Here is a 22555-nt window from a genome sequence, read left to right as displayed (position 1 = left end):
GGCCGTACCCCCTCCGCAAATCCGGAATCGTAGGCCATCGGGGTGATTTTGGGTTAAAAATACACACACGCCGGTTTCGTGAGCCGGTTCCCAGGGAGGGGGTCAGTGCATGAATTACGCTGCCCTGCCTCCGGAGGTCAATTCGCTGCGGATCTACACCGGCCCGGGCTCCGCGCCGATGCGGGCGGCGGCCGCGGCCTGGGCTGCACTGGCCGCCGAACTGCATTCGGCGGTCACGTCCTACGAGACGGTGATCGCCGAACTGACCGGCCAGTCCTGGCTGGGGCCGGCGTCGGTGGCGCTGACGCAGTCCGCCGGGCGATACGCCTCGTGGATGGCCGCCACCGCGGTACAGCTCGATCAGACGGCGGCGCAGGCGAACGCGGCGGCCGCGGCCTACGAGGCGGCGTTCAGTGCGACGGTGCCGCCCACGGTGGTGGCCGCCAACCGCGCCCAACTGATGCTGCTGGTCGCCACCAACGTCCTGGGGACCAACACCGCGGCGATCGCCGCCAACGAGGCCGAGTACGCCGAGATGTGGGCGCAGGACGTCGCCGCGATGTTCGGCTACGCCGCGGCGTCGGCGGCGGCGACCGGGCTCGCGCCGTTCCAGCCGCCACCGCAGACCAGCAATCCGGCCGGGCCGGCCGGTCAGGTCGCCGCGGCCGGGTCGGCCGAAGCCTCGTCGTCGTCGTCGAACATCCAGTCGTTGCTGGGCCAGTTGGCCTCGGGGATCTTCGGAGCGCCGAACAACTCCCTGACGCAGGCCGGAGTCGGGGCGGCGACGGTGGCCGGGCCGGCCCAGGGCCTGGCGGATCTGATCACGCTGCCGAGCATCAGCGACATCGCGGGGCTGAGCGCGGCGCAGGTGGTCTCGCTGATCCTGGCCTCGGGAGCCTGGGTGGCGGCGGACGCCAGCACCCGGGAGATCCTCCACGAGCAGGATCGGCTGGAACAGGTGGAGTACGAGATCCTGCGCAACATCGATCTGTTCTCGCCGTTGACCCCGTCCCGGCCGATGGTGCCCGGCCCTTCCGCGGGACTGGCCGCGGCGATGGGCGAGGCGATCAGCGCCGGCAACCTGTCGGTGCCGATCAACTGGGCCGCCAATGCCCCGGAGATCCGCACCCTGTCTTACACGACGCCGCTGGCCGGTCCGGGTGTCGGCGGGGCGCCGGCGGCCTCGCTCGCCGGCGCCGGAAGCGCGTTCAGCCAGATGGCGCTGGCCGGCATGGGCGGCAGCGCGCTGGCCGGATCGGTCAGTCGTGGCCGCGGCGGCGGTGCCGCCGACGCGTCGGCGAAGGTCCCGATGCCGCAACGCGCCGAGTCCGGGTCGGCGGCTGATTCTCCGGCGGGCGAACGCGGCGCCGATGGCACACCCGGGCCGACGGCGATGGGCATCGCCGCGGAGATCCGCGAATTCGCCGAGCTACGCGATCGCGGATTGATCACCAACGACGAGTACAACGAGCAGAAGATGCGGCTGCTGGGCCGCTGAAAGCCGGTCGCGGTGTCCGGATCAGTGCGACGGGTCTTCGGGACCCTCCCAGGTGTGCGGCAGCATCGGGGCATTGTCTGTCAGAGTCGTCAAACCCGTTACCGCAGAACCGGTTTCCTGCTGCACGGTGCCCGCGAAGCCGATCTGGCCGGCCCCACTCGCCGAGTCGAGGTATTCGTAGCGGTTGCCCGGGTCCGGTAGCCCTTCGCGGTGTCGCCGGCGGCGGGCCTGACGCTCGGTGACCGCGGTGGTCGCCGCGGCTGCCGGGGCGGCGGACCGCTGGGCCGCCCCGGGCGCGGCGGAGCGCATCTTGGCGGCTGTCCCGTAGGACGGGCCGGCACCGATCAGGTACGGAAATGCTGCCGCTTCGACTCCGGTGATCGGCGGCGGCATCACCGGGACGCCACCGGCGGCCGCCGCGGCCGGGGCAAGTGTCGGCGGGGCCATGGCCGGGGGAGTCGCGGGGGCAGCGGAGGGTGGAGCGGCCAGTGTCGCGGGGGCGGCGGCGGCCGGGACGGGCATCGGCGGGTTGGGGGCGGGCAGCGCCGCTGCCGCGGGGACGTTGATGCCGGCCAGGCCGGCGACACCGGCCAGGCCGGCCAGCGGTGACACCGGTGCGATGAGCCCGAGCATCGTCTCGGTCAGCGCGGTCACCGTGGGCGCCAGCCCGAGGACGATCTCACCGGCGTAATGCGGGGCGATCGTCATCAGCACCGGGTCACTGATCAGGCTGGTGAGTGGATTATTGCTGGACAGGTCGGCCTGAATGGCCTCGTTGATCTCGGCGATCCGGGTGGTCCACCAGCTCTCCTGGTAGATGTTGCCGAAGTCCTGGGTGGGCGCCTGGTCGTTGCGGTGCTGATGGTCGCGATGTGGCGGGGTGTCGGGGTTGAGCACCGTGGGCGCGGTCGCCGCCGCCGGGGACGACGCCACCGCGGCACCGGCCACCGCCTGATACGTCGCCATCGTGCTGGCCGCCTGTACCCACATCCGGGTGTAGTCGGCCTCGTTGAGCGCGATCGGGATCGTGTTGACCCCGAAGAAGTTCGTCGCCTGCAACACCGCGTGCACGGCGTGGTTGCCGGCCAGTTCGGCCAGGGTGGGCATCGTCGCCAGCGCGGAGGTGTAGGCGGTGGCGGCGGTCTGGTGCCGGGCCGCCAACGCCGTGGCGTCGGAGCCGGCTTTGGTCAGCCAGGACAGATACGGAACATTGGCCGCTACATAGGATTCCGCGCTCGGTCCCTGCCACGTGCCGGCCTGCACCGCTCCGAGCATGGTGGACAGTTCCTGCGCCACCTCGGTGTATTCGGTGCTCAACGTCTGCCACATGGCGGCGGCCGCCAGCAGTGGCCCCGCGCCCGGACCGCTGCTCAGCAACGCCGAGTGCACCTCCGGCGGCGAGGCCATCCAGATGGGCTCCGTCATCGTCATCTCTCCCGTCCCGAACATACGGAGCCTATCCTCAAATCACGAATAACTGCTGGATGTCTCCTGGGAATACGGATCTATTAGAGGAAAATATCCGCATTTAGGGACTCAAGGGTGCGTAGCCGGCGGGGGGTCGCACCAGGAATCCGCTCATGAGCAGACTGCGCACCAACTCCACCTGCTGGGCGTCCGTCAGCCCGGGTAGTTCGCCGACGCGGAACGGTTCGCTGCGCTCGGAGAGAAACCGCATCGCCGCTTCGTGGTCCGGGCGGGCGCTGACGATCAGCTGGGCGAACTGCAGGCCGACGCCGTCGGCGGTCGTGGTCACCCGGGAGTACAGCGGCTGCTGCTTGCGCACCAGCGTGTCGGTGTCGAGCCCGACGGTGTCGGAGACCTGTCCGACGACCGGGCAGCGGGCGCGCCGTACCAGGAAATCCTGCATGGCGCCAAGGCCTTCCGCGAGGGCGTCGGAAGCCGCGAGGGCGTCGAGCCCGTCCCGAATCATCGTTCCCAGGCTCGCGCGCACCTGCTGATCGTCCAAATGCCTTGCGGGCAAACGGGTATGCACCACGTCGTCGCGCAGGCTCAAGATGTGCAGCGTGTGGGTCAGCAGGGTGAGCACCGTCGGCACGTGGATGCCGACAGTCAGATGTACCGAGCTCTGTGACGTCGTCACCGCCGAATGAACCCGGCCCCGTGGCAGATACAGGGTGTCCCCGGCGGCCAGGTGCAAGCTGGTCGGCTCCGGCAGTCCGGCCGGGTCGACCTCGTGCATCTGCGCCATCAGGTGCGGCGGCACCGGCTCGTCGCCGTAGAAGTACCACGTCTTGCTGCCCTGGACCTGCAGCACCAACACGTCGTGGTGGTCGTAATGCGGCAGGAACCCCGTCGAGGCCGGTGGGGTGATGTAGGCGTTGACGTGCGTGGGGAAGTTCAGCTCCACCTCGACCGAGTGGGTCAGCGTCGACATCGGGCGCAGGTACTTCTCGATGTTGTTGCAGATGACCGTGTAGCCGCCGTCCAGTTCGGCGTGGATCCGGGCCAGGTCCAAGGTGCCGTCGGCGAGTGTGTAGTGCTCCGGCTGCAGATGGTCGGCCCCGCGCACCAACCGCACCGCAGCCGGCTCGGTGCGCAACGCGGCCAGAAGTCGCTCGGCCGAAAGCGGCCCGGCTATCGGTTCGAAGTAGTCGGCGCGGTCTCGACCGATGTGGTTCGGCGCGGCGCCCCACAGCTCGTCGAGGAAGGTCCGCACCGTCACCGGCGCCAGCAGCCAGGCGAGCGGGGACTCCGATTCCGGGAGGCTCGGGAAGCCGGCTGGCACCGGCACAAACTACACCCGGCCCGCCCCGAGCGGAATGTTGCGCCAGCGAGTGCGGATCCTACCGGTCCATAAACCCGCACCTGCCGGGCTAAGTCCGGATCTGAGCCCGCAGTTGTGGATCGGCAACCCCGCTGGTTAAAGTCGGCGAATGCCCCGTCAGCGTGTTGAGAATCGCCGCCACCACCCAGCTCGCCGCGCCGGGGCCGCCGCCACGACGTCCCTCGGGTCGGTGGGGACATTCCTGGCGCTCGGGCTGAGCCCGCTGGCCACCGCACCGGCGCACGCCGACTTCGACGATCTGTTCTCGTTCGACCAGTTCATCGCCGACATCGACGCCGCCGCTCAGGCCGACCCGGGGGCGGCAGCGGCGGACACGCTGGATCTCTCCCTGGTGGGCACCGACGTCTACACCTGGACCTCGGTGGTCGAGGTCGTCTTCGCCGGGCTGATCCAGAACCAGCTCTACGCGACCCTCCACGACCTGGGCAACCTGTGGATGATGGGGCCGGGTGCCCTGATCGACCCGATCATCAACCCGCTCTTCGCTTTTGACGGCGCCTGCGGCCTGATCTGTGATGGTGTCGACGGAACCGTCGACCACCCCGACGGCGGGGACGGCGGCTGGCTGTTCGGCGACGGCGGCAACGGGTACGGCGCGGGCACCGACGAGAACATCGCCGCCGGCGTGGTCGGCGGGCACGGCGGTAACGCCCTGATGATCGGCAACGGCGGGTGGGGCGGCGACGGCGGCTCCGGGGCCGACGGCGGCGACGGCGGGACTGGCGGCTGGCTGCTGGGCAACGGCGGCGAAGGCGGCTGGGGTGGTGACGGGCTGGACAGCGTCTCCGGCACCGCGGGCAACGGCGGCGACGGTGGGCTCGGCGGCGACGCCATCTCGGTGTTCGGTGCCGGTGGTCGGGGCGGCGACGGCGGCGACGGCGGCTGGGGCAACGGCGGCGGCGACGGTGGCAACGGCGGCAACGCCGGTGACGGCGGAGACGGGGTCGCCGGCTTCGGCGGTCCGGGCGGCTCCGGCGGTTACGGCGGAAACGGTGGTGCCGGCACCGCCGACCACCCGAGCGGCGGAAACGGCGGTGCTGGCGGGGCGGCCGGAAACGCCGGGGACCTGGTGTTCATGGGCAACGCCGGGCCCGGCGGGTTCAGCGCCCCGGGCGGTAACGGCGGCGACGCGCTGGCCGGTTCCGATGGCGACGGCGGTAGCGGCGGCAGCGGCGGCGACGGGGGCTCGGGTGGCTTCGGCGGCGTCCCCAGCCACGGCCGGGTGGGCGGGGCCGGTGGAAACGGCGGGGCGGCGGGTTCGTGGGCCGGCACGGCCGGCAACGGGGGCGACGGCGGCGACGGCGGCCAGGGCATGCTCGGTCACCCCGGCAGCGGTGAGAGCGGCGGCGGCGGCCCGGGTGGCACCGGCGGTGCCGGTGGCGCCGGAACGGCCACGCATCCCGACGGCGGCGCCGGGGGCTCGGGCGGCGACGGGGCAGACGCCGGGGACGGTGCCGCGGCGGCCGCCGGCGGTGCCGGCGGCACGGGCGGTGCCGGTGGCGCGGCCGCTCCCGGCGGGTCGGTCGGACCGGGCGGACCGGGTGGCGGTGGCGGTGACGGGGGCAACGGCGTCGAGGCCGGAAAGGCCGGCGCAGGTGGCGCCGGTGGGGCCGGAGATCCCGCCGGAAGCCCGGGACAGCCCGGCAACCCGGGCACGCCTACCGGGTAGTCGGCTAAGCGCGGTCCAGCAGCAGGGTGTGCGGCACGCCGGCGCGCCCGAGCAGCTGGCGCCAGGGCGGCTTCAGCAGGCCGAGCGCCTCGTCGGTCGGCACCACCCGCGGATTGGTGACGGCAAAACTCTTGCCGCCCATCTTGGCGTGTCCACCCCCGGCTACCTGCAGATTCTTCACCCAGTCCCGCTCGGTTCCGTAGGGCAGCAGCACGGCGACGCCGCCGGCCGTATGGAACATCGAGACCGGGGTGCGGTAGGTCGCCCCGGAGCGCCGGCCGGTGTGCTCGACCAGGGACCACATCGGTATCCAGCCGGAGATCGGGCGGAGCAGCCGGTTGGTCGCCACCCGGTTGAACCGGGCGCGCCGCTCGGAGAACCGCACCACCTCAGCTCTGCCTGGTGAGCAGTACGGCCTGTTCGAACGGCAGCCGACCGAACGCACGGCGACCGAAGCCGGTGACGTGCGGGGCCGCTTCGTCGCGACTCATCACCCGGGGATTGGTGACGGCGAAGGTCTTGCCGTGCCGGCGCAGCTTGGCGCCGCCAGCGGCGGTGATGTTCTTCAGCCAGTCGCGGTCGGGGCCGTAGGTGAGCAGGATGGCCACCCCGTCGTCGGTGCTGAACACACTCAGCGGGGTGCGGTAGGGCTTGCCGGAGCGTCTGCCGACGTGTTCGAGGATTCCGAAGCTCGGGGCCCAGCCGGCCCACATGCGCTGAATCGGGTTGGTGACGTGCCGGTTGAACCGGGCCAGCCGTTGCGGTAGTTGCATGATTGCCATCCAACTCCGAGACCCGGGTCACCTCAACCCCCGAACAACTACACCCTGTAGTCGGCTGAGCCGCCCGAGCTGGGACACTGGTCGTCGTGGCTAGTGCGGATCGGACCACGGCGGCATCGGAGCGGTTGTTCGCCGAGGCCTGCGCGGTGATTCCCGGCGGAGTCAACTCGCCGGCACGGGCGTTCGCCTCGGTGGGGGGTACACCCCGGTTCATCACCGAGGCCCGGGGCTGCTGGCTCACCGACGCCGACGGCAACCGGTATGTGGACCTGGTCTGCTCCTGGGGGCCGATGATCCTCGGCCACGCCCACCCGGCGGTGGTCGAGGCGGTCCGCGCCGCAGCCGGTGCCGGCCTGTCCTTCGGGGCGCCGACGCGCACCGAGACCGAGCTGGCGGCCGAGATCATCGGCCGGGTGCCCGCGGTGCACAAGGTTCGGCTGGTCAACTCCGGCACGGAGGCCACCATGAGCGCGCTGCGGCTGGCCCGCGGCTTCACCGGCCGGCCCAAGGTCGTCAAGTTCTCCGGCTGCTACCACGGTCACGTCGACGCGCTGCTCGCCGACGCCGGCTCCGGGGTGGCCACCTTGGCCTTGCCGTCATCGCCGGGGGTCACCGGCGCCACCGCCGCCGACACCATCGTCTTGCCCTACAACGACATCGAGGCGGTTCGGCGGGCCTTCGCCGAATTCGGTGACCAGATCGCCGCCGTCATCACCGAGGCCAGCCCCGGCAACATGGGCGTGGTGCCGCCCGCACCCGGCTTCAATGCCGACCTGCGGGCCGTCACCGCCGAACACGGGGCGTTGCTGATCGTCGACGAGGTGATGACCGGATTCCGGGTCAGCCCCAGCGGTTGGTACGGGATTGACCCGGTGGACGCCGACCTGTTCACCTTCGGCAAGGTGATCAGCGGCGGGCTGCCCGCCGCGGCCTTCGGCGGTCGCTCCGAGGTGATGGACCGGCTGGCACCGCTGGGGCCGGTCTACCAGGCGGGCACGCTGTCGGGGAACCCGGTGGCGGTCGCCGCCGGGCTGGCCACCCTGCGCGCCGCCGACGACGGTGTCTATGCCGCGCTGGACCGCAACGCCGACCGACTGACCGCTCTGCTGTCCGAGGCCTTGACCGATGCCGTTGTGGCGCACCAGATTCCGCGGGCCGGCAACATGTTCAGCGTGTTCTTCTCCGCGGAGCCGGTCACCGACTTCGCCGCCGCCCGGGCGAGCGAGACCTGGCGTTTTCCGCCGTTCTTCCACGCCCTGCTGGAAGCCGGCGTCTACCCGCCGTGCAGTGCTTTCGAGGCCTGGTTCGTCTCGGCCGCCCTCACCGACGACGCTTTCGAACGGATCGCCGCTGCGCTACCCGCCGCAGCCCAAGCGGCCCGTGCCGCCACCACCCCGGAGTCGAGACCCTGATGCAGACCCGCGTACACCTGATTCGCCACGGCGAGGTCCACAATCCGGACCGCATTCTCTATGGCCGGCTCCCGGGTTTCCGGCTCTCCGACACCGGCCGGGCCCAGGCCGTTGCGGCCGCCGAGATGCTGGCCGGCCGCGACATCGTCGCCGTGGTCGCCTCGCCGCTACAGCGCGCCCAGGAGACCGCCGCGCCCATCGCCGCCCGCCACGGCCTGCCGGTCGAAACCGACGAAAACCTGATCGAGTCGGCCAATATTTTTGAGGGCAAACGGGTTTCGCCGGGCGATGGCGCCTGGCGCAACCCGCGGTACTGGTGGCACCTGCGCAACCCGCTCACCCCGACATGGGGCGAACCCTATGCCCAGATCGCCGACCGGATGGCCACCGCGGTGGACAAGGCCCGGTCCCGCGCCGCCGGCCACGAGGTGGTGTGCGTCAGCCACCAGCTGCCGGTGTGGACGGTGCGACAACACCTGAGCGGCAAGAAGCTCTGGCACGACCCTCGCCGGCGGCAGTGCGACGTGGGTTCGGTGACCACGCTGGTCTATGACGGTGATCGGCTGGTCGACGTCGACTACCGTGTCCCGTCCGGCGGCTGACGATGCGGGCGGTGTTGATCGCCGGGGTGGTGGCTGCCGCCCTGATCTCGGGCTGCTCGGTCGGCGACGACGCGGTGACGCAGGGCGGCACCTTCGAGTTCGTCTCACCCGGCGGCAAGACCGACATCTTCTACGACCCGCCGGAGACCCGTGGCCGGCCGGGCAAGATCTCCGGGCCCGACCTGATGGACCCCGAACGCACCGTCGGCGTCGAGGACTTCGCCGGCCGGGTCGTCGTCATCAACGTGTGGGGGCAGTGGTGCGGGCCGTGCCGCACCGAAATCAGCCAGCTGCAACAGGTTTACGACCAGACCCGCGCCGACGGGGTGGCGTTTCTGGGCATCGACGTCCGTGATCCCGAGCCGCAGGCCTCCCGCGACTTCATCAAAGACCGCCGGATCACCTATCCGTCGATTTACGACCCGGCGATGCGCACCATGATCGCGTTCGGCGGCCGGTATCCGTCGTCGGTCATCCCGGCAACCATGGTGCTCGACCGACAGCACCGGGTCGCCGCGGTGTTCCTGCGCGAGGTGCTCGCCGAAGACCTGCAGCCGGTGGTGGCACGGTTGGCTGCCGAGGAGCCGCAGTGAGCAGCCTCACCGCCATCGCCACCACCGGCCCGCTGCTGCTGGCCGTCGCGGTGTCGGCGCTGGCCGGTCTGGTGTCGTTCGCCTCGCCGTGCGTGGTGCCGCTGGTGCCGGGCTACCTGTCGTATCTGGCCGCGGTGGTGGGCGTCGACGAACAACCGGAGGCCGGTGCGTTCAAGGCGCCGCCGTCAGCGAGGTGGCGCGTCGCGGGGTCGGCGGGGCTGTTCGTCGCCGGATTCACCGCGGTGTTTCTGCTCGGCTCGGTCGCCGTGCTGGGCATGACCTCCACGCTGATCCGCAATCAGGTGGCGCTGGAGCGGATCGGCGGCGTGGTGACGATCGCGATGGGCCTGGTGTTCATCGGTTTCGTCCCGGCGCTGCAGCGCCAGTTCCGCTTCACCCCGCAACGACTGTCGACGGTGCTGGGGGCGCCGCTTCTGGGCGCGGTGTTCGCGCTGGGCTGGACCCCGTGCCTGGGGCCGACGCTGACCGGGGTCATCGCCGTCGCCTCGGCCACCGACGGCTCCGGCGTGGCCCGCGGCGTGACGCTGGTGATCGCCTACTGCCTGGGATTGGGCATCCCGTTCGTGGCGCTGGCCTTCGGCTCGGCCAGCGCGGTGGCCGGGCTGGGCTGGCTGCGCCGGCACACCCGGGCCATGCAGATTCTGGGCGGGGTGCTGCTGATCGTGGTCGGGTTGGCGTTGGTCACCGGCGTGTGGAGCCACTTTGTGGCCGCGGTGCGCGACGGGCTGGTCTCCGACGTCAGGCTGCCGATCTGATGGTCACCTCACCCCCGCGAGCAGACGCGGAATCGCACGACGCGGGCTCCACGCGTGCGATTCCGCGTCTGCTCGCGAGGCTCACCGCCCGGGGCCGCAACACCTGGCGGGCGCTGACCTCCATGGGCACCGCGCTGGTGCTGCTGTTCTTGCTCGCGCTGGCGGCGATCCCCGGGGCACTGCTGCCGCAACGTAACCTCAACGCCGCCAAAGTCGACGAGTACCTGGCGCTGCACCCAGTGCTCGGGCCATGGCTGAACCGGCTGGAGGCGTTCGACGTCTTCTCCAGTTTCTGGTTCACCGCCATCTATGTGCTGCTGTGCATCTCGCTGATCGGCTGCCTGACCCCGCGGACCCTTGAGCACCTGCGCAATCTGCGCGCCAGCCCGGTCGCCGCGCCGCGCAATCTGGCCCGGCTGCCCAAACACGCCGAGACGCAACTGGCCGGCGATGCCGACGAACTCGGTGCAGAGCTGGCCGGGCGGCTGCGCGGCTGGCGGCGGACCACCCGCTCCGCCGGCGGCGCCGTCGAAATCTCCGCGGAGAAGGGCTATCTGCGCGAATTCGGCAACCTGGTCTTCCATTTCGCGCTGCTGGGTCTGTTGGCGTCGGTCGCGGTCGGCCGGCTGTTCGGCTACGAGGGCAACGTGATGGTGATCGCCGACGGTGGGCCCGGGTTCTGCTCGGCATCCCCGGCGGCGTTCGACTCGTTCCGCGCCGGCACCACCGTCGACGGCACCCGGCTGCACCCGATGTGCATCCGGGTCAACGACTTCGACGCCAACTACCTGGCCTCCGGGTTGGCCACCTCCTTCACCGCGCACATCGACTACCAGGCCGGCGAGGACCTCAGCGCCGACCGCTGGCGCCCGTACCTGTTGGAGGTCAACCATCCGCTGCGGGTGGGCGGAGTCCGGGCTTACCTGCAGGGCCACGGCTACGCCCCCACTTTCACGGTGATCTTCCCGGACGGGCAGACCCGTACCCAGACGGTGCAGTTCCGCCCGGACAACCCGCTGACCCTGCTGTCCTCCGGCGCGGTACGCATCGACCCCCCGGCCGGGACCTATCCCGACGCGAGCGAACGCCGCAAGCACCAGATCGGGATCCAGGGGCTGTTCGCGCCGACCGCGGAACTCGACGACGGGTTGTTGTCGTCGGGGTTCCCGGCGCTGCACGACCCCGCGGTGGCGATCGACGTCTACCGCGGCGACACCGGTCTGGACACCGGCCGGCCGCAGGGGCTGTTCACGCTGGATTCCCGGCTGATCCACCAGGGCCGCCTGACCAAGGTGGCCCGGTCCAACCTGAAGCCCGGTGAGGAGATCCGCCTCGATGACGGCACCCGGGTGCGCTTCGACGGCGCCGTGCCGTTCATCAACATCCAGCTGTCGCATGATCCGGCCGCGGTCTGGGTGCTGGTGTTCGCGATGACGATGATGGCCGGCCTGGTGGTGTCGCTGGCGGTGCGCCGTCGCCGGATCTGGATCCGGATCACCCCGGCGGAGTCCACCCGGCCGACCGGTACGGTGAACGTCGAGCTGGGCGGGCTGGCACGCACCGACAACTCCGGCTGGGGTGACGAGTTCGAGCGGCTGCGCGACACGATGATGCGGAGCGCAGCGACGGGGAGGAGTGGCGCCCGTGACTCAGCCCGGCTGTTCGGCAAGGAGATCTAGATGAACACCACCCATATCGACATCGGGCTGGCGCGCTACTCCGACTGGGCGTTCACCTCGGCGCTGATCGTGCTCGTCATCGCCATGCTGCTGCTGGCCGTCGAACTGGCCTCCAGCCGCGCCCGTACCCCCGCCGAGGCCGAGCTGGTGGGCGCCGGGGCGGTGCGGGCCGACAGCGCCACCCCCGGCGTGGTGCTGCCCGCGCCGCGGCGGCCCTTCGGCGAGCGGGCGGGCGGCGCCGGGCTGGCCCTGGTCTACCTGGGTATCGCGCTGCTGCTGGCCTGCATCGTGTTCCGCGGCGCCGCCACGCTGCGCCCGCCGTGGGGCAACATGTATGAGTTCATCAACCTGACCTGCTTCTCCGGGGTGGTGGCCGCCGCGGTCGCACTGCGCCGTCCGCAGCACCGCGGCCTGTGGGTGTTCGTGCTGCTGCCGCTGCTGATCCTGCTGACGGTCTCCGGGCGCTGGCTCTACGCCACCGCCGCACCGGTGATGCCGGCGTTGCAGTCCTATTGGCTGCCGATCCACGTGTCGGTGGTCAGTATCGGCTCGGGGGTGTTCCTGGTGGCCGGGGTGGCCAGCATCCTGTTTCTGGTGCGGTCGTCGCGACTGAGCGACCCCGACGCCCCGGGGCCGCTGGCCCGGATGGTGCGACGATTGCCGGACGCGCAGACCCTGGACCGCATCGCCTATCGGACGACGATTTTCGCGTTCCCGGTATTCGGCTTCGGCGTGATCTTCGGCGCAATCTGGGCCGAAGGTGCCTGGGGCCGCTACTGGGGATGGGACCCCAAGGAGACGGTGTCGTTCGTCGCCTGGATCATCTACGCCGCCTATCTGCATGCCAGGTCGACGGCCGGGTGGCGGGACTACAAGGCGGCCTGGATCAACGTCGCCGGGTTCGTGGCGATGATTTTCAACCTGTTCTTCGTCAATCTGGTGACCGTCGGACTGCACTCCTATGCCGGAGTCGGCTAACGCTGCTGACAGATACGCTTAGGACAGCTGCGCTACCCTGCGGTAACAGACGTCCACCGACTCGACCCAACCACCGCGATGGGGGAGATATCAGTGTCTGACCACGCACCGGGTGATGCCACCCAGGGCCACGACGTGACAGATCATCCGACCACCCAGTTCCGGCCGTATCAGCAGGTCGCCGGGGCCGACGACGCCTCGGCCGGCAACCCCGACACCGGGCCGCTACAGCAGCAGAGCGAGGCCGCCGAAGGGGCCGCGACCAGGTCTTTCGGTGGTTTCCGCACCGAACGCCGGTTCTCCGAACCGGTCGACCCGTGGCCGGCGCCCACCGAGACCCAGGCCCAGCAACAGCAGTGGAGCCCCGGTCCGGCGACCTGGGTCCCGCAGCCGATGGAGAACCCGGCTCCGGTCTACTACGGCGGCGCCCCGGGCGGCGTCCCCGGCGGCGGGAACGCCCCGTACCGCCCGGCGGAGTCCATCGCACCGTTCTCTGACCTGTCCACCACGTCACTGTTGCGGCAGGTCAAACCGCCGCCGTCGTCCGGCTGGCGCCGACTGCTCTATGTGCTGTCCGGCCAGCTGATCAACGTCGGGGAGAGTCCCCGCACCGCCCGCTATAACGACCTGGTGGTGCAGGTCAACCGGCCGCTGCAGGGTTGCCACCGGATCGCGGTGCTGTCGCTGAAGGGGGGTGTCGGCAAGACCACCATCACCGCCACGCTGGGAGCCACCTTCGCATCCATCCGCGGCGATCGGGTGGTGGCCGTGGACGCCAACCCCGACCGCGGCACGCTGAGCCAGAAGGTGCCGATGGAGACCCCGGCGACGGTGCGTCACCTGCTGCGCGACGCGGACGGCATTCAGCGCTACAGCGACGTCCGCAGCTACACCAACCAGGGCCCCAGCCGGCTGGAGGTGCTGGCCTCGGAGAGCGACCCGGCCGTGTCGGAGGCGTTCAGCGCCGAGGACTACGCCCGCACCCTGCAGGTGCTGGAGCGGTTCTACAGCCTGGTGCTGACCGACTGCGGCACCGGCCTGATGCACTCGGCCATGTCAGCGGTGCTGGCCAAGGCCGACACCATGATCGTGGTCAGTTCCGGTTCGGTCGACGGCGCCCGCAGCGCCTCGGCGACGCTGGACTGGCTGGACGCGCACGGCCACGAGGACCTGGTGCGCAATTCGATCGCGGTGATCAACGCCGTGCGGCCACGCGGCGGCAAGGTCGACATGCAGAAGGTGGTCGACCACTTCTCCCGGCGGTGCCGGGCGGTGCGACTGGTGCCGTTCGACCCGCACCTGGAAGAGGGCGCCGAGATCGACCTGCTGCGCCTGAAGCGGGAGACCCGCGAGGCCCTGGTTGAGCTGGCCGCCATCGTCGCCGAAGCCTTCCCGGGCGACGACCGGTTCAACCAGCACTTCGTCTAGGTCGAAGCAGGGCGGTCAGCGCCCTACGGCTGGTTGTCGCCGTGGCTGAGCTGCCACAGGAAGTCCGGGTCGTCGTCCGGTCCGATGACGCGGGTCTTCGGCCGCGCGCGATTGGCGCGCAGAGCGATGTAGATCAGTGTCCCCAGGGCCAGCACGAGGAGCAGGTAGAGCACGTGCGTCACCTCCTGGCGCCGAATATACCGTGAGCGCCGCCGGACCCTCTGGGACCCGACAGTAGGCTTGGTCAGCGTGACAACAGGTCGGGCTCCATGGGGCCGTGCGGTCGTCGATGTGATCGTGTACACCGCGGCGCGGCTGGCGCTGGTGGTCGTGTTGAGTGCGGTGATCTACGGGCTGGGGCAGCTGATCGGGCTCAGCGACTTCCCGCCGATCGTCGCGGTGCTGCTGGCGCTGATCATCGCGCTGCCGTTGGGCATGTGGGTCTTCACTCCGCTGCGCCGGCGTGCCACCGCCAGCTTGGCCTTGGCCGGTGAGCGGCGCCGGCGGGACCGCGAGCAATTGCAGGCCCGGCTGCGCGGGGAGTGAGCGCGGCCGCGTTGACTCTGCGCCTACCACGGGATCCACTCACACTTTTGTCTGGTCAGCGCAGAGTCAACCCAGGGATAAGGCCACCGCCTCCACGATCGCCCACACCAGCATCGTGAACCCGGTGTCGCGCAGCACCGGGATCAGCGCCACGCCGCCCTTCCCGGTGCGCACCGGGGCGATCGCCCGTAGCGCCAACGGTGTGGCGATCAGGCCGGCCGCACACCACGGAGTGGCCCGCATCAGCGCCAGCGTCAGCACCCCGGCCAGCGCCAGCAGCAGCTGGAACAGCACCCGGGTGCGGGCGTCCCCGAGTCGCACCGCCAGGGTGATCTTGCCGGCCGGCTCGTCGGTGGCGATGTCGCGCAGATTGTTGGCCACCAGCACCGCCGAGGACAGCGCCCCGATGCCGACCGCCAGTGCGGCCCCGACCCAGTCCACCCGCAGCGCCTGGGTGTACTGGGTGCCCAGCACCGCGACCAGACCGAAGAACACGAACACCGCCACCTCGCCCAGGCCGGTGTAGCCGTACGGACGCGACCCGCCGGTGTACAGCCACGCCCCGGCGATACAGGCCGCACCGACGGCCAGCAGCCACGGGGCACTGAGCAGGGCCAGCGCCAAACCGGCCAGCGCGCCCACCGTCAAGGCGATGATCGCCGCCGTCAGCACCGATCGCGGTGCGGCCAGCCGCGAGCCCACCAACCGCAGCGGGCCGGTCCGGTCGTCGTCGGTGCCGCGGATGCCGTCGGAGTAGTCGTTGGCGTAGTTCACCCCGATGATCAGTGCGACGGCGACGGTCAGCGCCAACAGCGCCTTCCACCACACCGCGGCGCCCAGCCAGGCCGCCGCACCGGTACCGGCGATCACCGGGGCGATGGCGTTGGGCAGGGTGCGGGGCCGCGCGCCTTCGATCCACTGTGCAAAGCTGGCCTTTTCAGACATAGGCACGATCCTTGCACGCGGGAGGAACGCAACTTGCTGGGAGTGATCGGCGGTAGTGGCTTCTACTCGTTCTTCGGTGACGACGCGCGCCGGGTGCAATCCGACACCCCCTACGGGAAGCCCAGCGCGCAGATCACCGTCGGCGAAGTCGGTGGCCACCAGGTCGCGTTTCTGCCGCGGCACGGCGAGCGACATGAGTACTCGGCGCACACGGTGCCCTACCGGGCCAACATGTGGGCGCTGCGGGCACTGGGGGTGCGGCGGATCCTCGCGCCGTGCGCGGTCGGCAGCCTGACGCCTGAGCTGCCACCCGGCTCGGTGGTGGTGCCCGATCAACTGGTGGACCGCACCCGGGGGCGTGCCGACACCTACTTCGACGACGGCGGTGTGCATGTCGAATTCGCCGACCCGTACTGCCCGACGCTGCGGACCACGGTGTGCGGCCTGCCCGACGTCGTCGACGGCGGCACCATGGTGGTCATCCAGGGGCCGCGTTTCTCCACCCGCGCCGAAAGTCAATGGTTCGCCGCGGCCGGTTTCCGCCTGATCAACATGACCGGCTATCCCGAGGCGGTGCTGGCTCGTGAACTGGAAATGTGCTACGCGGCAGTAGCTTTGGTCACCGACCTGGACGCCGGCGTCGATGTCGGCAGCGGCGTGAAGGTCGTCGACGTGTTCGCGGAATTCCAGAAGAACATCGAGCCGTTCAAAAAGTTGGTGCACCAAGCCATCGAGCGGGTCGACGAAGAGCGCACCTGCACACACTGTCTGCCGCACGAGGGCATCGAGTTGCCGTTCGAGCTGCCCTAGAGCGCTCTAGAGATGGGCGACCGCGTAATCAGCGCCCTGGTCCGTCATACCGTTGACGCCGTAGGACGCGTGTGCGAAGGGTGGCCCGCCGGCCGGGGCTCCGTTGCAGATGGTGTCGCCGTCGGCGCACAGCTGCAGGGTCTTGGATGCATACCGCGGGCCGATCCGCACCGGTGGCGCGCCGTTGGGCTGCAGGAACTCCGTGGACGGCGTGCCGAACAAGACGACGGCGGCGACGTGGTCGGCCACCGAAGGCGGCATCGGCTGCGGGATGTAGGCCAGGTACTCGGCGGGCACTTCCTTGGGGACCTCGGCCGAGGTGGTGTAGCCGGCCAACGCCGCGCCCTGCGAGAATCCGCCGAGCACGATTCGGGTGTTGGGGCAGGTCGCGGCGGTGTTCTCGATGTGGGTGCCGGCGTCGCGGATGCCGTCGACAACGGTGCGGGCGAAGTCGGTGCCGCCGCCGAAATCACTGCTGGCGGCATAGTTGACCGGGTACACCGCAAACGAGCGTTCACCCACCTTGGCGCGCAGCGCATCGACGAAGGATTGGCCGATGCCACCGACGCCGGGCGGCTCGCCGGTGCCGCGCGCGAACACCGCCTCCACGTCCGGGCAGGGCTCCGCCGAGACGTAGCCGACGCCCGGGGCCAACAGGGTGGCACCGCTCATCACCATCGCTGCACCCAGGTACCGGGTGATGGCACCTGCCTTCGTTACGGCCATTTCGATGTTCATCTCGTCCTCATGTCAATCGCTGGAGCGCAGTGTCGCTTACCCGGCGCCCGCATTCGATAAACGCTTTGGTGGCTGCCCAGATCATTCGCCGCACGGGGGAGTCAGCTGCCGTTCGAGCTGCCCTGGGCCAACGCTTCGCCGCCGGCCGACTCGTCGGCTCCCCGGTAGATCCTCGGCCCAGCCGCGGGTGAGGACGGGGTCGAGCCCTCCGAACGGAAGATGTGCGGTGAGCCGGGGACGCCGGGTCTGGGGCGGTCGTCGGTGGGCAGTGCGAGTCGTCCGGCGATGATCGCGACCGCCAGAGCGCACAGCGCCAGCCCACACAGCACCACGTCGAACGTGCTGGTGATCTGCTGGGCGAGTCCGTTGCCGTAGACCGGGTTGGCCAATGCCTCGGCCCGCTGCGAGTCCGCCAGACGCGGGGCCAGCCCGGCACCCACCACCAGGCGCGCGATCGTGAACCCGAACAAGATCGCGGCTACCGACCAGAGGGCGGCCGCCGGAAGCGACCGGTTGCCCAGGTTGATCCGCAGCCAGACCGCGACCACCGCGGTCAGCACGTCGAAGGATGCCATCGCCGCGCTGTCATACGGCGAACGCGGCAGATCCAGCCCGGCCGCGACCGCGAGATCGTTGATGCGCATCAACGCCGACCCCAGACCCCAGACGGTGATGAGCAGCAACGTATTACGCGTCGCACCCAGCCAGGTCATCGCCGACGCATCGCGTACCGCGGCCACCGCGAAGATCGCCGCCGCGGCCACCCACACCAGGTAGCCCTCGAACCCGACCCCGGCCGTGGAGGTGTTCTGCGCGATGCCGTGAAAGCCGTCGATGACACGGCCCACCGGCAGCGTCCACACCAGTGCGCCGGCGAGCAGGGTGGCGCCGCCCAGCAGGACGACGCTGAGCTGGGACGCCCTGTCGCGCCGCAGAATCCAGCGCGAACCGGTGAACACCGCGACCCAGGCCACCACCCCGTACACCAACGCGGTCACGATGATCGCGACATGTTGCCCGGCGAAGCCGCCCGTCGCGTCGGGCAGGGCGTAGCGCACCCGCCAGTAGAGGTTGAACAGCACGCTCAAGGCTGCGCCGGCGATCGCGGCATAGCCCAGCACGCGGACCCCGCGCTTCCAGAACCGGACCGGCCCGGCAAGCACCGGTTGCCCGGCGAGCAACGCTCCGGTGACGCCCAGCCAGGCGCCCGGACCCGCGCCGCCGGGGGGCTGCGAGCTGCCGCCGAAGCGGATGGTCTGCAGCACGTCGACGACCACCACACCGAGCACCAGCAACAGGTACGGCGCACTGAGCAGCCCGCGCAGCCGTCCCGCGAAGGCCGGGTTGGGGTGCGCGCCCAATATTGCCCAGGGCCCGACATACGCCACGGCGACCGCCCCCAGCGCGAGCACCGTCGCCGCGGCCAGCACGGCCAGCAACCTGGTGTCGCTGCCGGGAATTCCGCCCCCGAAGTACAGGTTCCAGGGCAGTGCGAGCGCAGCGCACAACAGCACCGCAGCGGTGACGTCACGGCCGATGTTCCAGCGCCTGGTCGACTCGGCGATCACCTGCTCACCATAACCGCGCGGTGGCTGGACACCGCTGAACAGCGAAGATCCACGCCACTCGGCTGCGGGGTTCGCGCGGCTAGACTGGCTAATCGAAGTGGCGGAAGGAGGCGCGCAGATGGATGTCGCGCTGGGCGTCTCGGTCACCGGCGCACTGGCCCGCCTGGCGCTCGTCGAATCGGATGCCTACGGCGATGCCGTACTCGATGAGTCGATGCTTGACCTGACGCGGGATCCGGTCGGGACGCTGACCGAGACGGTGACCGGCACGCACCGGATGCTGGCCGACGAAGGCCATCGGCTGGCTGCCACCCGGCTGTGCTGGTCGGATTCGGAATTGCTGGCCGATCTTCGCCGGGCGCTCGACGAGGCGGGCGTCGAGAACGTCTCCGAGCAGTCTGATGCGCGCTCGGCAGTGGCGTTGGCGCGCAACGCTTCCGGCGAGGACGGCGAGACGACGATGCTGCCGTCTCCCGGCGGGGAGGCGACGATGGCCGCACCGGCGGCGACCGCCGCCGAGCCGACGATGGCGGCGGCGCTGCCTGACTTGGACGCGGCCGATGGAACGGCCACCGCGGCGGCACCGCCGGCCCACGGTTCAGAGCCCGAACAGCAGCTGGCGTACTCGATGACCCACGACGACTCCGAGTTGCTGCCAGTCGAGTACGCCGAGGATGACTACGACTACGACGCCGCCTACGACGAAGCCGAGGCGGCCGAAGACGACGAGCTCGGCGCCGCGCCGCCACCGGTGGGTCGCGCACTTCTGGTGGGCAGCACGGTCGGCGGCATCCTGGTCGCCGGCTGCGCCGCGCTGGCGGTGGCCGTCACGATCGGTATCCGCCCGACGGCCGCGTCCAGCCCGTCACAGCCTCCGGTGGTGGCGCAGCCGCCGCAGCCCCAACCGGTGCCGGGTAACTTCATCCCCGCCTTACCGGCGCCCAAGCCGTTGCCACGGCCCGCTCCCCAAGCTCCGGTGTCCAATCCCGTTGTGGTCCCGGTGAAACCGGAACTCCCGGCCGCGGTGGCTCCGCCGCCGGTCGTGGCGCCGGCGGTGCCGCCCGTCGCACCCCCGGCGCCGGCGGTGATCCCGTTCCCGATTCCGATCCCGATCATCACCGGGCCCGTCATCGGCGGCGGCGGTGGGCTCGGCGGCTCCGGCTCTGGCTCCGGCAGCGGTGGTGGTAGTGGTAGTGGCGGAGGCGTCGGGTCCGGTGGCGGTCATACCGGGAGCGGCAGTCCCGGTGGAGATACCGGTTCCGGTGGCAGCGGTTCGGGCGGCAGCGGTTCGGGCGGTAGCGGTTCTGGCGACACCGATTCGGGTGGCGGCCATTCCGGCGGTAGCGGGACCGGTGGCGATGATGGGAGCGCCGGGGGCTCCGGCACCAACCCCGGCGGCGGTAGCAGTAACCCCGGCGGATCCGGTGGTGGCGCGGGCGGTTCCGACGACGGCGGGTCGGGCGGCTCTTCCGGTAATCCCGGTGGAACATCCGGTGGCGGTACCAGCTCGGGCGGTACCGACTCGGGTGGGACCGGTACCGGGGGATCGGGCAGTGACGCGGGTGGGTCCGGGAGTGGTGAGGCCGGCAGTGCGGGCGGCTCAGGCGCCCCGGGTGGGTCGGACAGCAGTGGCTCCGCTGGTGGCGGGTCCAGCTCGTCTGGCTCGGGCGGTGATGCCGGGGGCGGGTCCAGTGGTGGGTCCAGCAGTGGCTCCAGCGGCGATTCGAGCGGCGGGTCCAGCAGTGGTTCCAGCGGTGATTCGAGCGGTGGTTCCAGCGGTGGGTCCAGTGGCGATTCGAGCGGTGGTTCCAGCGGTGGGTCCAGTGGTGGCTCCAGCGGCGATTCGAGTGGTGGGTCCAGTGGCGGCTCGAGTGGTGGCTCGAGTGGTGGCTCGAGTGGCGACGGCGGGACCTGATTCCGCGGCCGATGGCCTAATCAGCGAGAAAACCTACGCATGAGAGCTTTTCGGTCCAGCTTCCCGATCCCGCGTCGGGGCAGCGCGTCGACGATGTGCAACTCGCGCGGGGCCGCCGTGAGGTCCAGGGACGCGGCGACATGGGCGCGCAACCCCTCCAGCGTCGGCGGGGTGAGACCGGCCACCACCACCGCGGCCGCGACCCGCTGCCCCAGCCGATCGTCGTCGATCGGAAACACCGCGCAGTCGGCCACCGCGGGGTGCGTCGACAACACGGCCTCCACCGGGCCGGGTAACACGGTCAGCCCGCCGGTGCTGATTGCGTCGTCGGCGCGCCCCAGCACACTGAGATGTTTGGAATCATCGAGGGCGCCAACATCATTAGTGTGAAACCATCCCGGCTCGGCGAATGGGTCGGGTTCGACGCGATTGCGGTAACCCCGGGCCAGCGTCGGTCCGCCGATCGCGATCCGACCGTCCGGGCCGATCCGGACGCGGACTTGCGGCAGCGGCACGCCGTCGTAGACGCAGCCCCCGGCGGTCTCGCTCATGCCGTAGGTGCGCACCACCCGCACGCCTGCGCCCGCCGCCGCATCCAGGACCGGTTGCGGCGCAGGCCCACCGCCCAGCAGCACCGTATCCAGTTCGGCCAGCGCGGCCGTCGCGGCGGGGCTGGTCAGCGCCTTGGCGAGCTGGGTGGCCACCAAGGAGGTGTAACGCCGCCCGGACCCGAGTTCGGCGACGGCCGCCGGAAGCTGTTCGATGTCGAAACCCGTTGCCACGTCAAGCTGCACCGGGGTGGTGCCGGCCAGCAGGCTGCGCACCACAACCTGGATTCCGGCGATGTGGTGCGGCGGCAACGCCAGCAGCCAACGGCCCGGACCGCCGAGGCGGTCGTGAGTGGCGGCCGCGCTGGCCCGCAGTGCCGCGCCGGTCAGCAGAGCTCCCTTGGGTGCCCCGGTGGTTCCCGACGTCGTCACCACCAGCGCGACGTCGTCATCGACCGGTTCACCCACCCGCAACACCTCAAGGACCGATGGATCACCGTCGGGCGCAACGGGGGTCAGGGCGGCGTCGCGGCCGTCCAGGACGTCGCGCAGAGCGGGCAGCAGCGTCGACACCGCACCGTCGGATGGGACGACCAGTGCGCGCAGGCCGGCTATGGCGTCCCTCCGCCGGTGGGGGCGTCGTCCAGCAGCCAGCCTTTGGCGGCCAACCGCTCCCGCACCCGGTCGACATCCTCTTGGGCGGGCAGCTCGTTGGTGAGCCGGGCGATCAGCACCCCGATGTCGACGTGATCGAATTCGCCGCGACCGATCAGTTCCCCGGCGACGGCCTTCACCTCGTCGTTGGACAGCCGGCGGGACAGCAGCGCCAGCAGCGGGACGTAGTCGGTCTGCGGGACGCCGTCGGGATATCCGGCGCGCAGCCAGGCGACGATCGAGGTGAGAAATTTGTTCATCCTGCGTCAACTTCCCGGCGCCGACACCATGTCAGGATCGATATTACGTCTATTCGGCGCCGAAAACGTCGTCCCAGACGTCCCAGTCATCCCACTGCCAACCGATGCGGTGCTCGATGAAGTCGCGGCTGATGAACAACACCCCGACCAGCATTATCGCCAGCAACAGCGCAAACACCGCCCACCGCAGCACACTCAATTCCCGACGGCGGACGGTGGGGCCGTCCGCGGCCGCGCCCAGGCGCACCCCGATCGCGAACAGTCCGGGCATCGCGGTGCCGATCAACAGGCCGAAGATCAGGATCTTGGCCGTGGCCACATAGTTGAACCAGGCGCTCAGCGTGC

23 protein-coding genes are annotated in these 22555 nt (G+C 70.6%); 12 read left to right on the top strand and 11 right to left on the bottom strand.

Translation table 11 applies throughout. The features are described 5' to 3' along the window. The first annotated feature begins 109 nt into the window (after positions 1 to 109). The gene (locus G6N23_RS17605; protein ID WP_085260872.1) at positions 110 to 1498 is read left to right on the top strand and encodes a PPE family protein, SVP subgroup; all 1389 of its coding nucleotides are present in this window, start codon (positions 110 to 112) and stop codon (positions 1496 to 1498) included. 21 nt (positions 1499 to 1519) lie between these two features. Here the strand turns inward: G6N23_RS17605 and G6N23_RS17600 are convergent, their stop codons facing one another. Beyond that, positions 1520 to 2923 carry a PPE domain-containing protein gene (locus G6N23_RS17600; protein ID WP_095174127.1) on the bottom strand — a complete coding sequence of 468 codons (1404 nt, stop codon included), beginning with the start codon at positions 2921 to 2923 and terminating at the stop codon, positions 1520 to 1522. A 103-nt stretch (positions 2924 to 3026) separates the two neighbouring features. Then, positions 3027 to 4247, bottom strand: coding sequence for a JmjC domain-containing protein (locus G6N23_RS17595; RefSeq protein ID WP_095174129.1), 1221 nt, complete (start codon positions 4245 to 4247; stop codon positions 3027 to 3029). Positions 4248 to 4395: 148 nt separating this feature from the next. Between G6N23_RS17595 and G6N23_RS22445 the strand changes: the two genes are divergently transcribed. Then, positions 4396 to 5976 (top strand): PGRS repeat-containing protein, encoded by a 1581-nt coding sequence (locus tag G6N23_RS22445; RefSeq protein ID WP_157997504.1) that lies wholly within the window; start codon positions 4396 to 4398, stop codon positions 5974 to 5976. A 4-nt stretch (positions 5977 to 5980) separates the two neighbouring features. Here the strand turns inward: G6N23_RS22445 and G6N23_RS17585 are convergent, their stop codons facing one another. Together G6N23_RS17585 and G6N23_RS17580 are read right to left on the bottom strand one after the other, a co-directional pair. Further along, entirely contained in the window at positions 5981 to 6361 is a 381-nt protein-coding gene (locus G6N23_RS17585; protein ID WP_162291763.1) for a nitroreductase family deazaflavin-dependent oxidoreductase, read from the bottom strand. A 4-nt stretch (positions 6362 to 6365) separates the two neighbouring features. Then, positions 6366 to 6749: a nitroreductase family deazaflavin-dependent oxidoreductase gene (locus G6N23_RS17580; protein ID WP_029248731.1), complete on the bottom strand. Its 384-nt coding sequence runs from the start codon at positions 6747 to 6749 to the stop codon at positions 6366 to 6368. 95 nt (positions 6750 to 6844) lie between these two features. Here G6N23_RS17580 and hemL point away from each other — a divergent pair, with 95 nt between their 5' ends. The 7 genes from hemL to G6N23_RS17545 all read left to right on the top strand — a co-directional run bounded on the left by hemL (position 6845) and on the right by G6N23_RS17545 (position 14226). Continuing rightward, the gene (gene hemL / locus G6N23_RS17575; RefSeq protein ID WP_085259707.1) at positions 6845 to 8170 is read left to right on the top strand and encodes a glutamate-1-semialdehyde 2,1-aminomutase; all 1326 of its coding nucleotides are present in this window, start codon (positions 6845 to 6847) and stop codon (positions 8168 to 8170) included. Further along, a complete protein-coding gene (locus tag G6N23_RS17570; RefSeq protein ID WP_085259708.1) occupies positions 8170 to 8772 on the top strand; it encodes a histidine phosphatase family protein in 603 nt (200 codons plus the stop codon). The genes hemL and G6N23_RS17570 overlap by 1 nt, the downstream gene beginning before the upstream one ends. A 2-nt stretch (positions 8773 to 8774) precedes the next feature. Continuing rightward, on the top strand, positions 8775 to 9365 hold the full coding sequence (locus tag G6N23_RS17565) for a TlpA disulfide reductase family protein (RefSeq protein WP_085259709.1): 591 nt from the start codon (positions 8775 to 8777) through the stop codon (positions 9363 to 9365). Then, positions 9362 to 10141: a cytochrome c biogenesis CcdA family protein gene (locus G6N23_RS17560; RefSeq protein WP_085259710.1), complete on the top strand. Its 780-nt coding sequence runs from the start codon at positions 9362 to 9364 to the stop codon at positions 10139 to 10141. Before G6N23_RS17565 ends, G6N23_RS17560 begins: the two co-directional genes overlap by 4 nt. After that, positions 10141 to 11820: a cytochrome c biogenesis protein ResB gene (gene resB, locus G6N23_RS17555; protein ID WP_095173696.1), complete on the top strand. Its 1680-nt coding sequence runs from the start codon at positions 10141 to 10143 to the stop codon at positions 11818 to 11820. Before G6N23_RS17560 ends, resB begins: the two co-directional genes overlap by 1 nt. Beyond that, the gene (gene ccsB / locus G6N23_RS17550; RefSeq protein WP_085259711.1) at positions 11821 to 12798 is read left to right on the top strand and encodes a c-type cytochrome biogenesis protein CcsB; all 978 of its coding nucleotides are present in this window, start codon (positions 11821 to 11823) and stop codon (positions 12796 to 12798) included. A 93-nt stretch (positions 12799 to 12891) separates the two neighbouring features. Continuing rightward, positions 12892 to 14226, top strand: coding sequence for a MinD/ParA family ATP-binding protein (locus G6N23_RS17545; protein ID WP_095173698.1), 1335 nt, complete (start codon positions 12892 to 12894; stop codon positions 14224 to 14226). A gap of 23 nt (positions 14227 to 14249) precedes the next feature. Here the strand turns inward: G6N23_RS17545 and G6N23_RS17540 are convergent, their stop codons facing one another. After that, on the bottom strand, positions 14250 to 14399 hold the full coding sequence (locus G6N23_RS17540; protein WP_085990252.1) for a hypothetical protein: 150 nt from the start codon (positions 14397 to 14399) through the stop codon (positions 14250 to 14252). A 76-nt stretch (positions 14400 to 14475) separates the two neighbouring features. Between G6N23_RS17540 and G6N23_RS17535 the strand changes: the two genes are divergently transcribed. After that, the gene (locus tag G6N23_RS17535; protein WP_085259821.1) at positions 14476 to 14772 is read left to right on the top strand and encodes a DUF4229 domain-containing protein; all 297 of its coding nucleotides are present in this window, start codon (positions 14476 to 14478) and stop codon (positions 14770 to 14772) included. 66 nt (positions 14773 to 14838) lie between these two features. Here G6N23_RS17535 and G6N23_RS17530 read toward each other — a convergent pair whose 3' ends face one another. Then, positions 14839 to 15717, bottom strand: coding sequence for a 1,4-dihydroxy-2-naphthoate polyprenyltransferase (locus tag G6N23_RS17530; RefSeq protein ID WP_085259713.1), 879 nt, complete (start codon positions 15715 to 15717; stop codon positions 14839 to 14841). Positions 15718 to 15750: 33 nt separating this feature from the next. Between G6N23_RS17530 and G6N23_RS17525 the strand changes: the two genes are divergently transcribed. Beyond that, positions 15751 to 16527, top strand: a complete 777-nt coding sequence (locus G6N23_RS17525) for an S-methyl-5'-thioadenosine phosphorylase (RefSeq protein WP_085259714.1) — start codon at positions 15751 to 15753, stop codon at positions 16525 to 16527. Between the two features lie 6 nt (positions 16528 to 16533). On the opposite strand, the gene G6N23_RS17520 is transcribed toward G6N23_RS17525, so the two are convergent. Both G6N23_RS17520 and G6N23_RS17515 read right to left on the bottom strand, forming a co-directional pair. After that, the gene (locus G6N23_RS17520) at positions 16534 to 17265 is read right to left on the bottom strand and encodes a cutinase family protein (protein WP_085259715.1); all 732 of its coding nucleotides are present in this window, start codon (positions 17263 to 17265) and stop codon (positions 16534 to 16536) included. Positions 17266 to 17366: 101 nt separating this feature from the next. After that, on the bottom strand, positions 17367 to 18833 hold the full coding sequence (locus G6N23_RS17515) for a DUF7937 domain-containing protein (RefSeq protein WP_085259716.1): 1467 nt from the start codon (positions 18831 to 18833) through the stop codon (positions 17367 to 17369). Between the two features lie 118 nt (positions 18834 to 18951). Between G6N23_RS17515 and G6N23_RS21550 the strand changes: the two genes are divergently transcribed. Then, positions 18952 to 20748, top strand: coding sequence for a DUF7159 family protein (locus G6N23_RS21550; RefSeq protein WP_085259717.1), 1797 nt, complete (start codon positions 18952 to 18954; stop codon positions 20746 to 20748). A gap of 20 nt (positions 20749 to 20768) precedes the next feature. Here the strand turns inward: G6N23_RS21550 and menE are convergent, their stop codons facing one another. The 3 genes from menE to G6N23_RS17495 are packed head-to-tail and all read right to left on the bottom strand — an operon-like array spanning position 20769 to position 22550. Further along, positions 20769 to 21869: an o-succinylbenzoate--CoA ligase gene (gene menE, locus G6N23_RS17505; protein ID WP_207567957.1), complete on the bottom strand. Its 1101-nt coding sequence runs from the start codon at positions 21867 to 21869 to the stop codon at positions 20769 to 20771. Positions 21870 to 21907: 38 nt separating this feature from the next. Beyond that, positions 21908 to 22210, bottom strand: coding sequence for a DUF3349 domain-containing protein (locus tag G6N23_RS17500; RefSeq protein WP_085259718.1), 303 nt, complete (start codon positions 22208 to 22210; stop codon positions 21908 to 21910). Positions 22211 to 22259: 49 nt separating this feature from the next. Further along, a complete protein-coding gene (locus G6N23_RS17495; protein ID WP_085259823.1) occupies positions 22260 to 22550 on the bottom strand; it encodes a hypothetical protein in 291 nt (96 codons plus the stop codon). Positions 22551 to 22555 lie beyond the last annotated feature (5 nt).

The sequence above is a fragment of the Mycolicibacter terrae genome (assembly GCF_010727125.1).
Classification (GTDB): Bacteria; Actinomycetota; Actinomycetes; order Mycobacteriales; family Mycobacteriaceae; genus Mycobacterium; species Mycobacterium terrae.
Note: the sequence above shows the minus strand (reverse complement) of the source record. Positions and strands in the feature narration are given on the sequence as shown.

Coding starts and splice junctions, on each gene's coding strand:
- resB (WP_095173696.1), top strand. CDS start 10,141: ATGGTCACCTCACCCCCGCGAGCAGACGCGGAATCGCACGACGCGGGC.
- G6N23_RS17605 (WP_085260872.1), top strand. CDS start 110: ATGAATTACGCTGCCCTGCCTCCGGAGGTCAATTCGCTGCGGATCTAC.
- G6N23_RS17570 (WP_085259708.1), top strand. CDS start 8,170: ATGCAGACCCGCGTACACCTGATTCGCCACGGCGAGGTCCACAATCCG.
- G6N23_RS17500 (WP_085259718.1), bottom strand. CDS start 22,210: ATGAACAAATTTCTCACCTCGATCGTCGCCTGGCTGCGCGCCGGATAT.
- ccsB (WP_085259711.1), top strand. CDS start 11,821: ATGAACACCACCCATATCGACATCGGGCTGGCGCGCTACTCCGACTGG.
- G6N23_RS17520 (WP_085259715.1), bottom strand. CDS start 17,265: ATGAACATCGAAATGGCCGTAACGAAGGCAGGTGCCATCACCCGGTAC.
- G6N23_RS21550 (WP_085259717.1), top strand. CDS start 18,952: ATGGATGTCGCGCTGGGCGTCTCGGTCACCGGCGCACTGGCCCGCCTG.
- G6N23_RS17530 (WP_085259713.1), bottom strand. CDS start 15,717: ATGTCTGAAAAGGCCAGCTTTGCACAGTGGATCGAAGGCGCGCGGCCC.
- G6N23_RS17580 (WP_029248731.1), bottom strand. CDS start 6,749: ATGCAACTACCGCAACGGCTGGCCCGGTTCAACCGGCACGTCACCAAC.
- G6N23_RS17565 (WP_085259709.1), top strand. CDS start 8,775: ATGCGGGCGGTGTTGATCGCCGGGGTGGTGGCTGCCGCCCTGATCTCG.
- G6N23_RS17600 (WP_095174127.1), bottom strand. CDS start 2,923: ATGACGGAGCCCATCTGGATGGCCTCGCCGCCGGAGGTGCACTCGGCG.
- G6N23_RS22445 (WP_157997504.1), top strand. CDS start 4,396: ATGCCCCGTCAGCGTGTTGAGAATCGCCGCCACCACCCAGCTCGCCGC.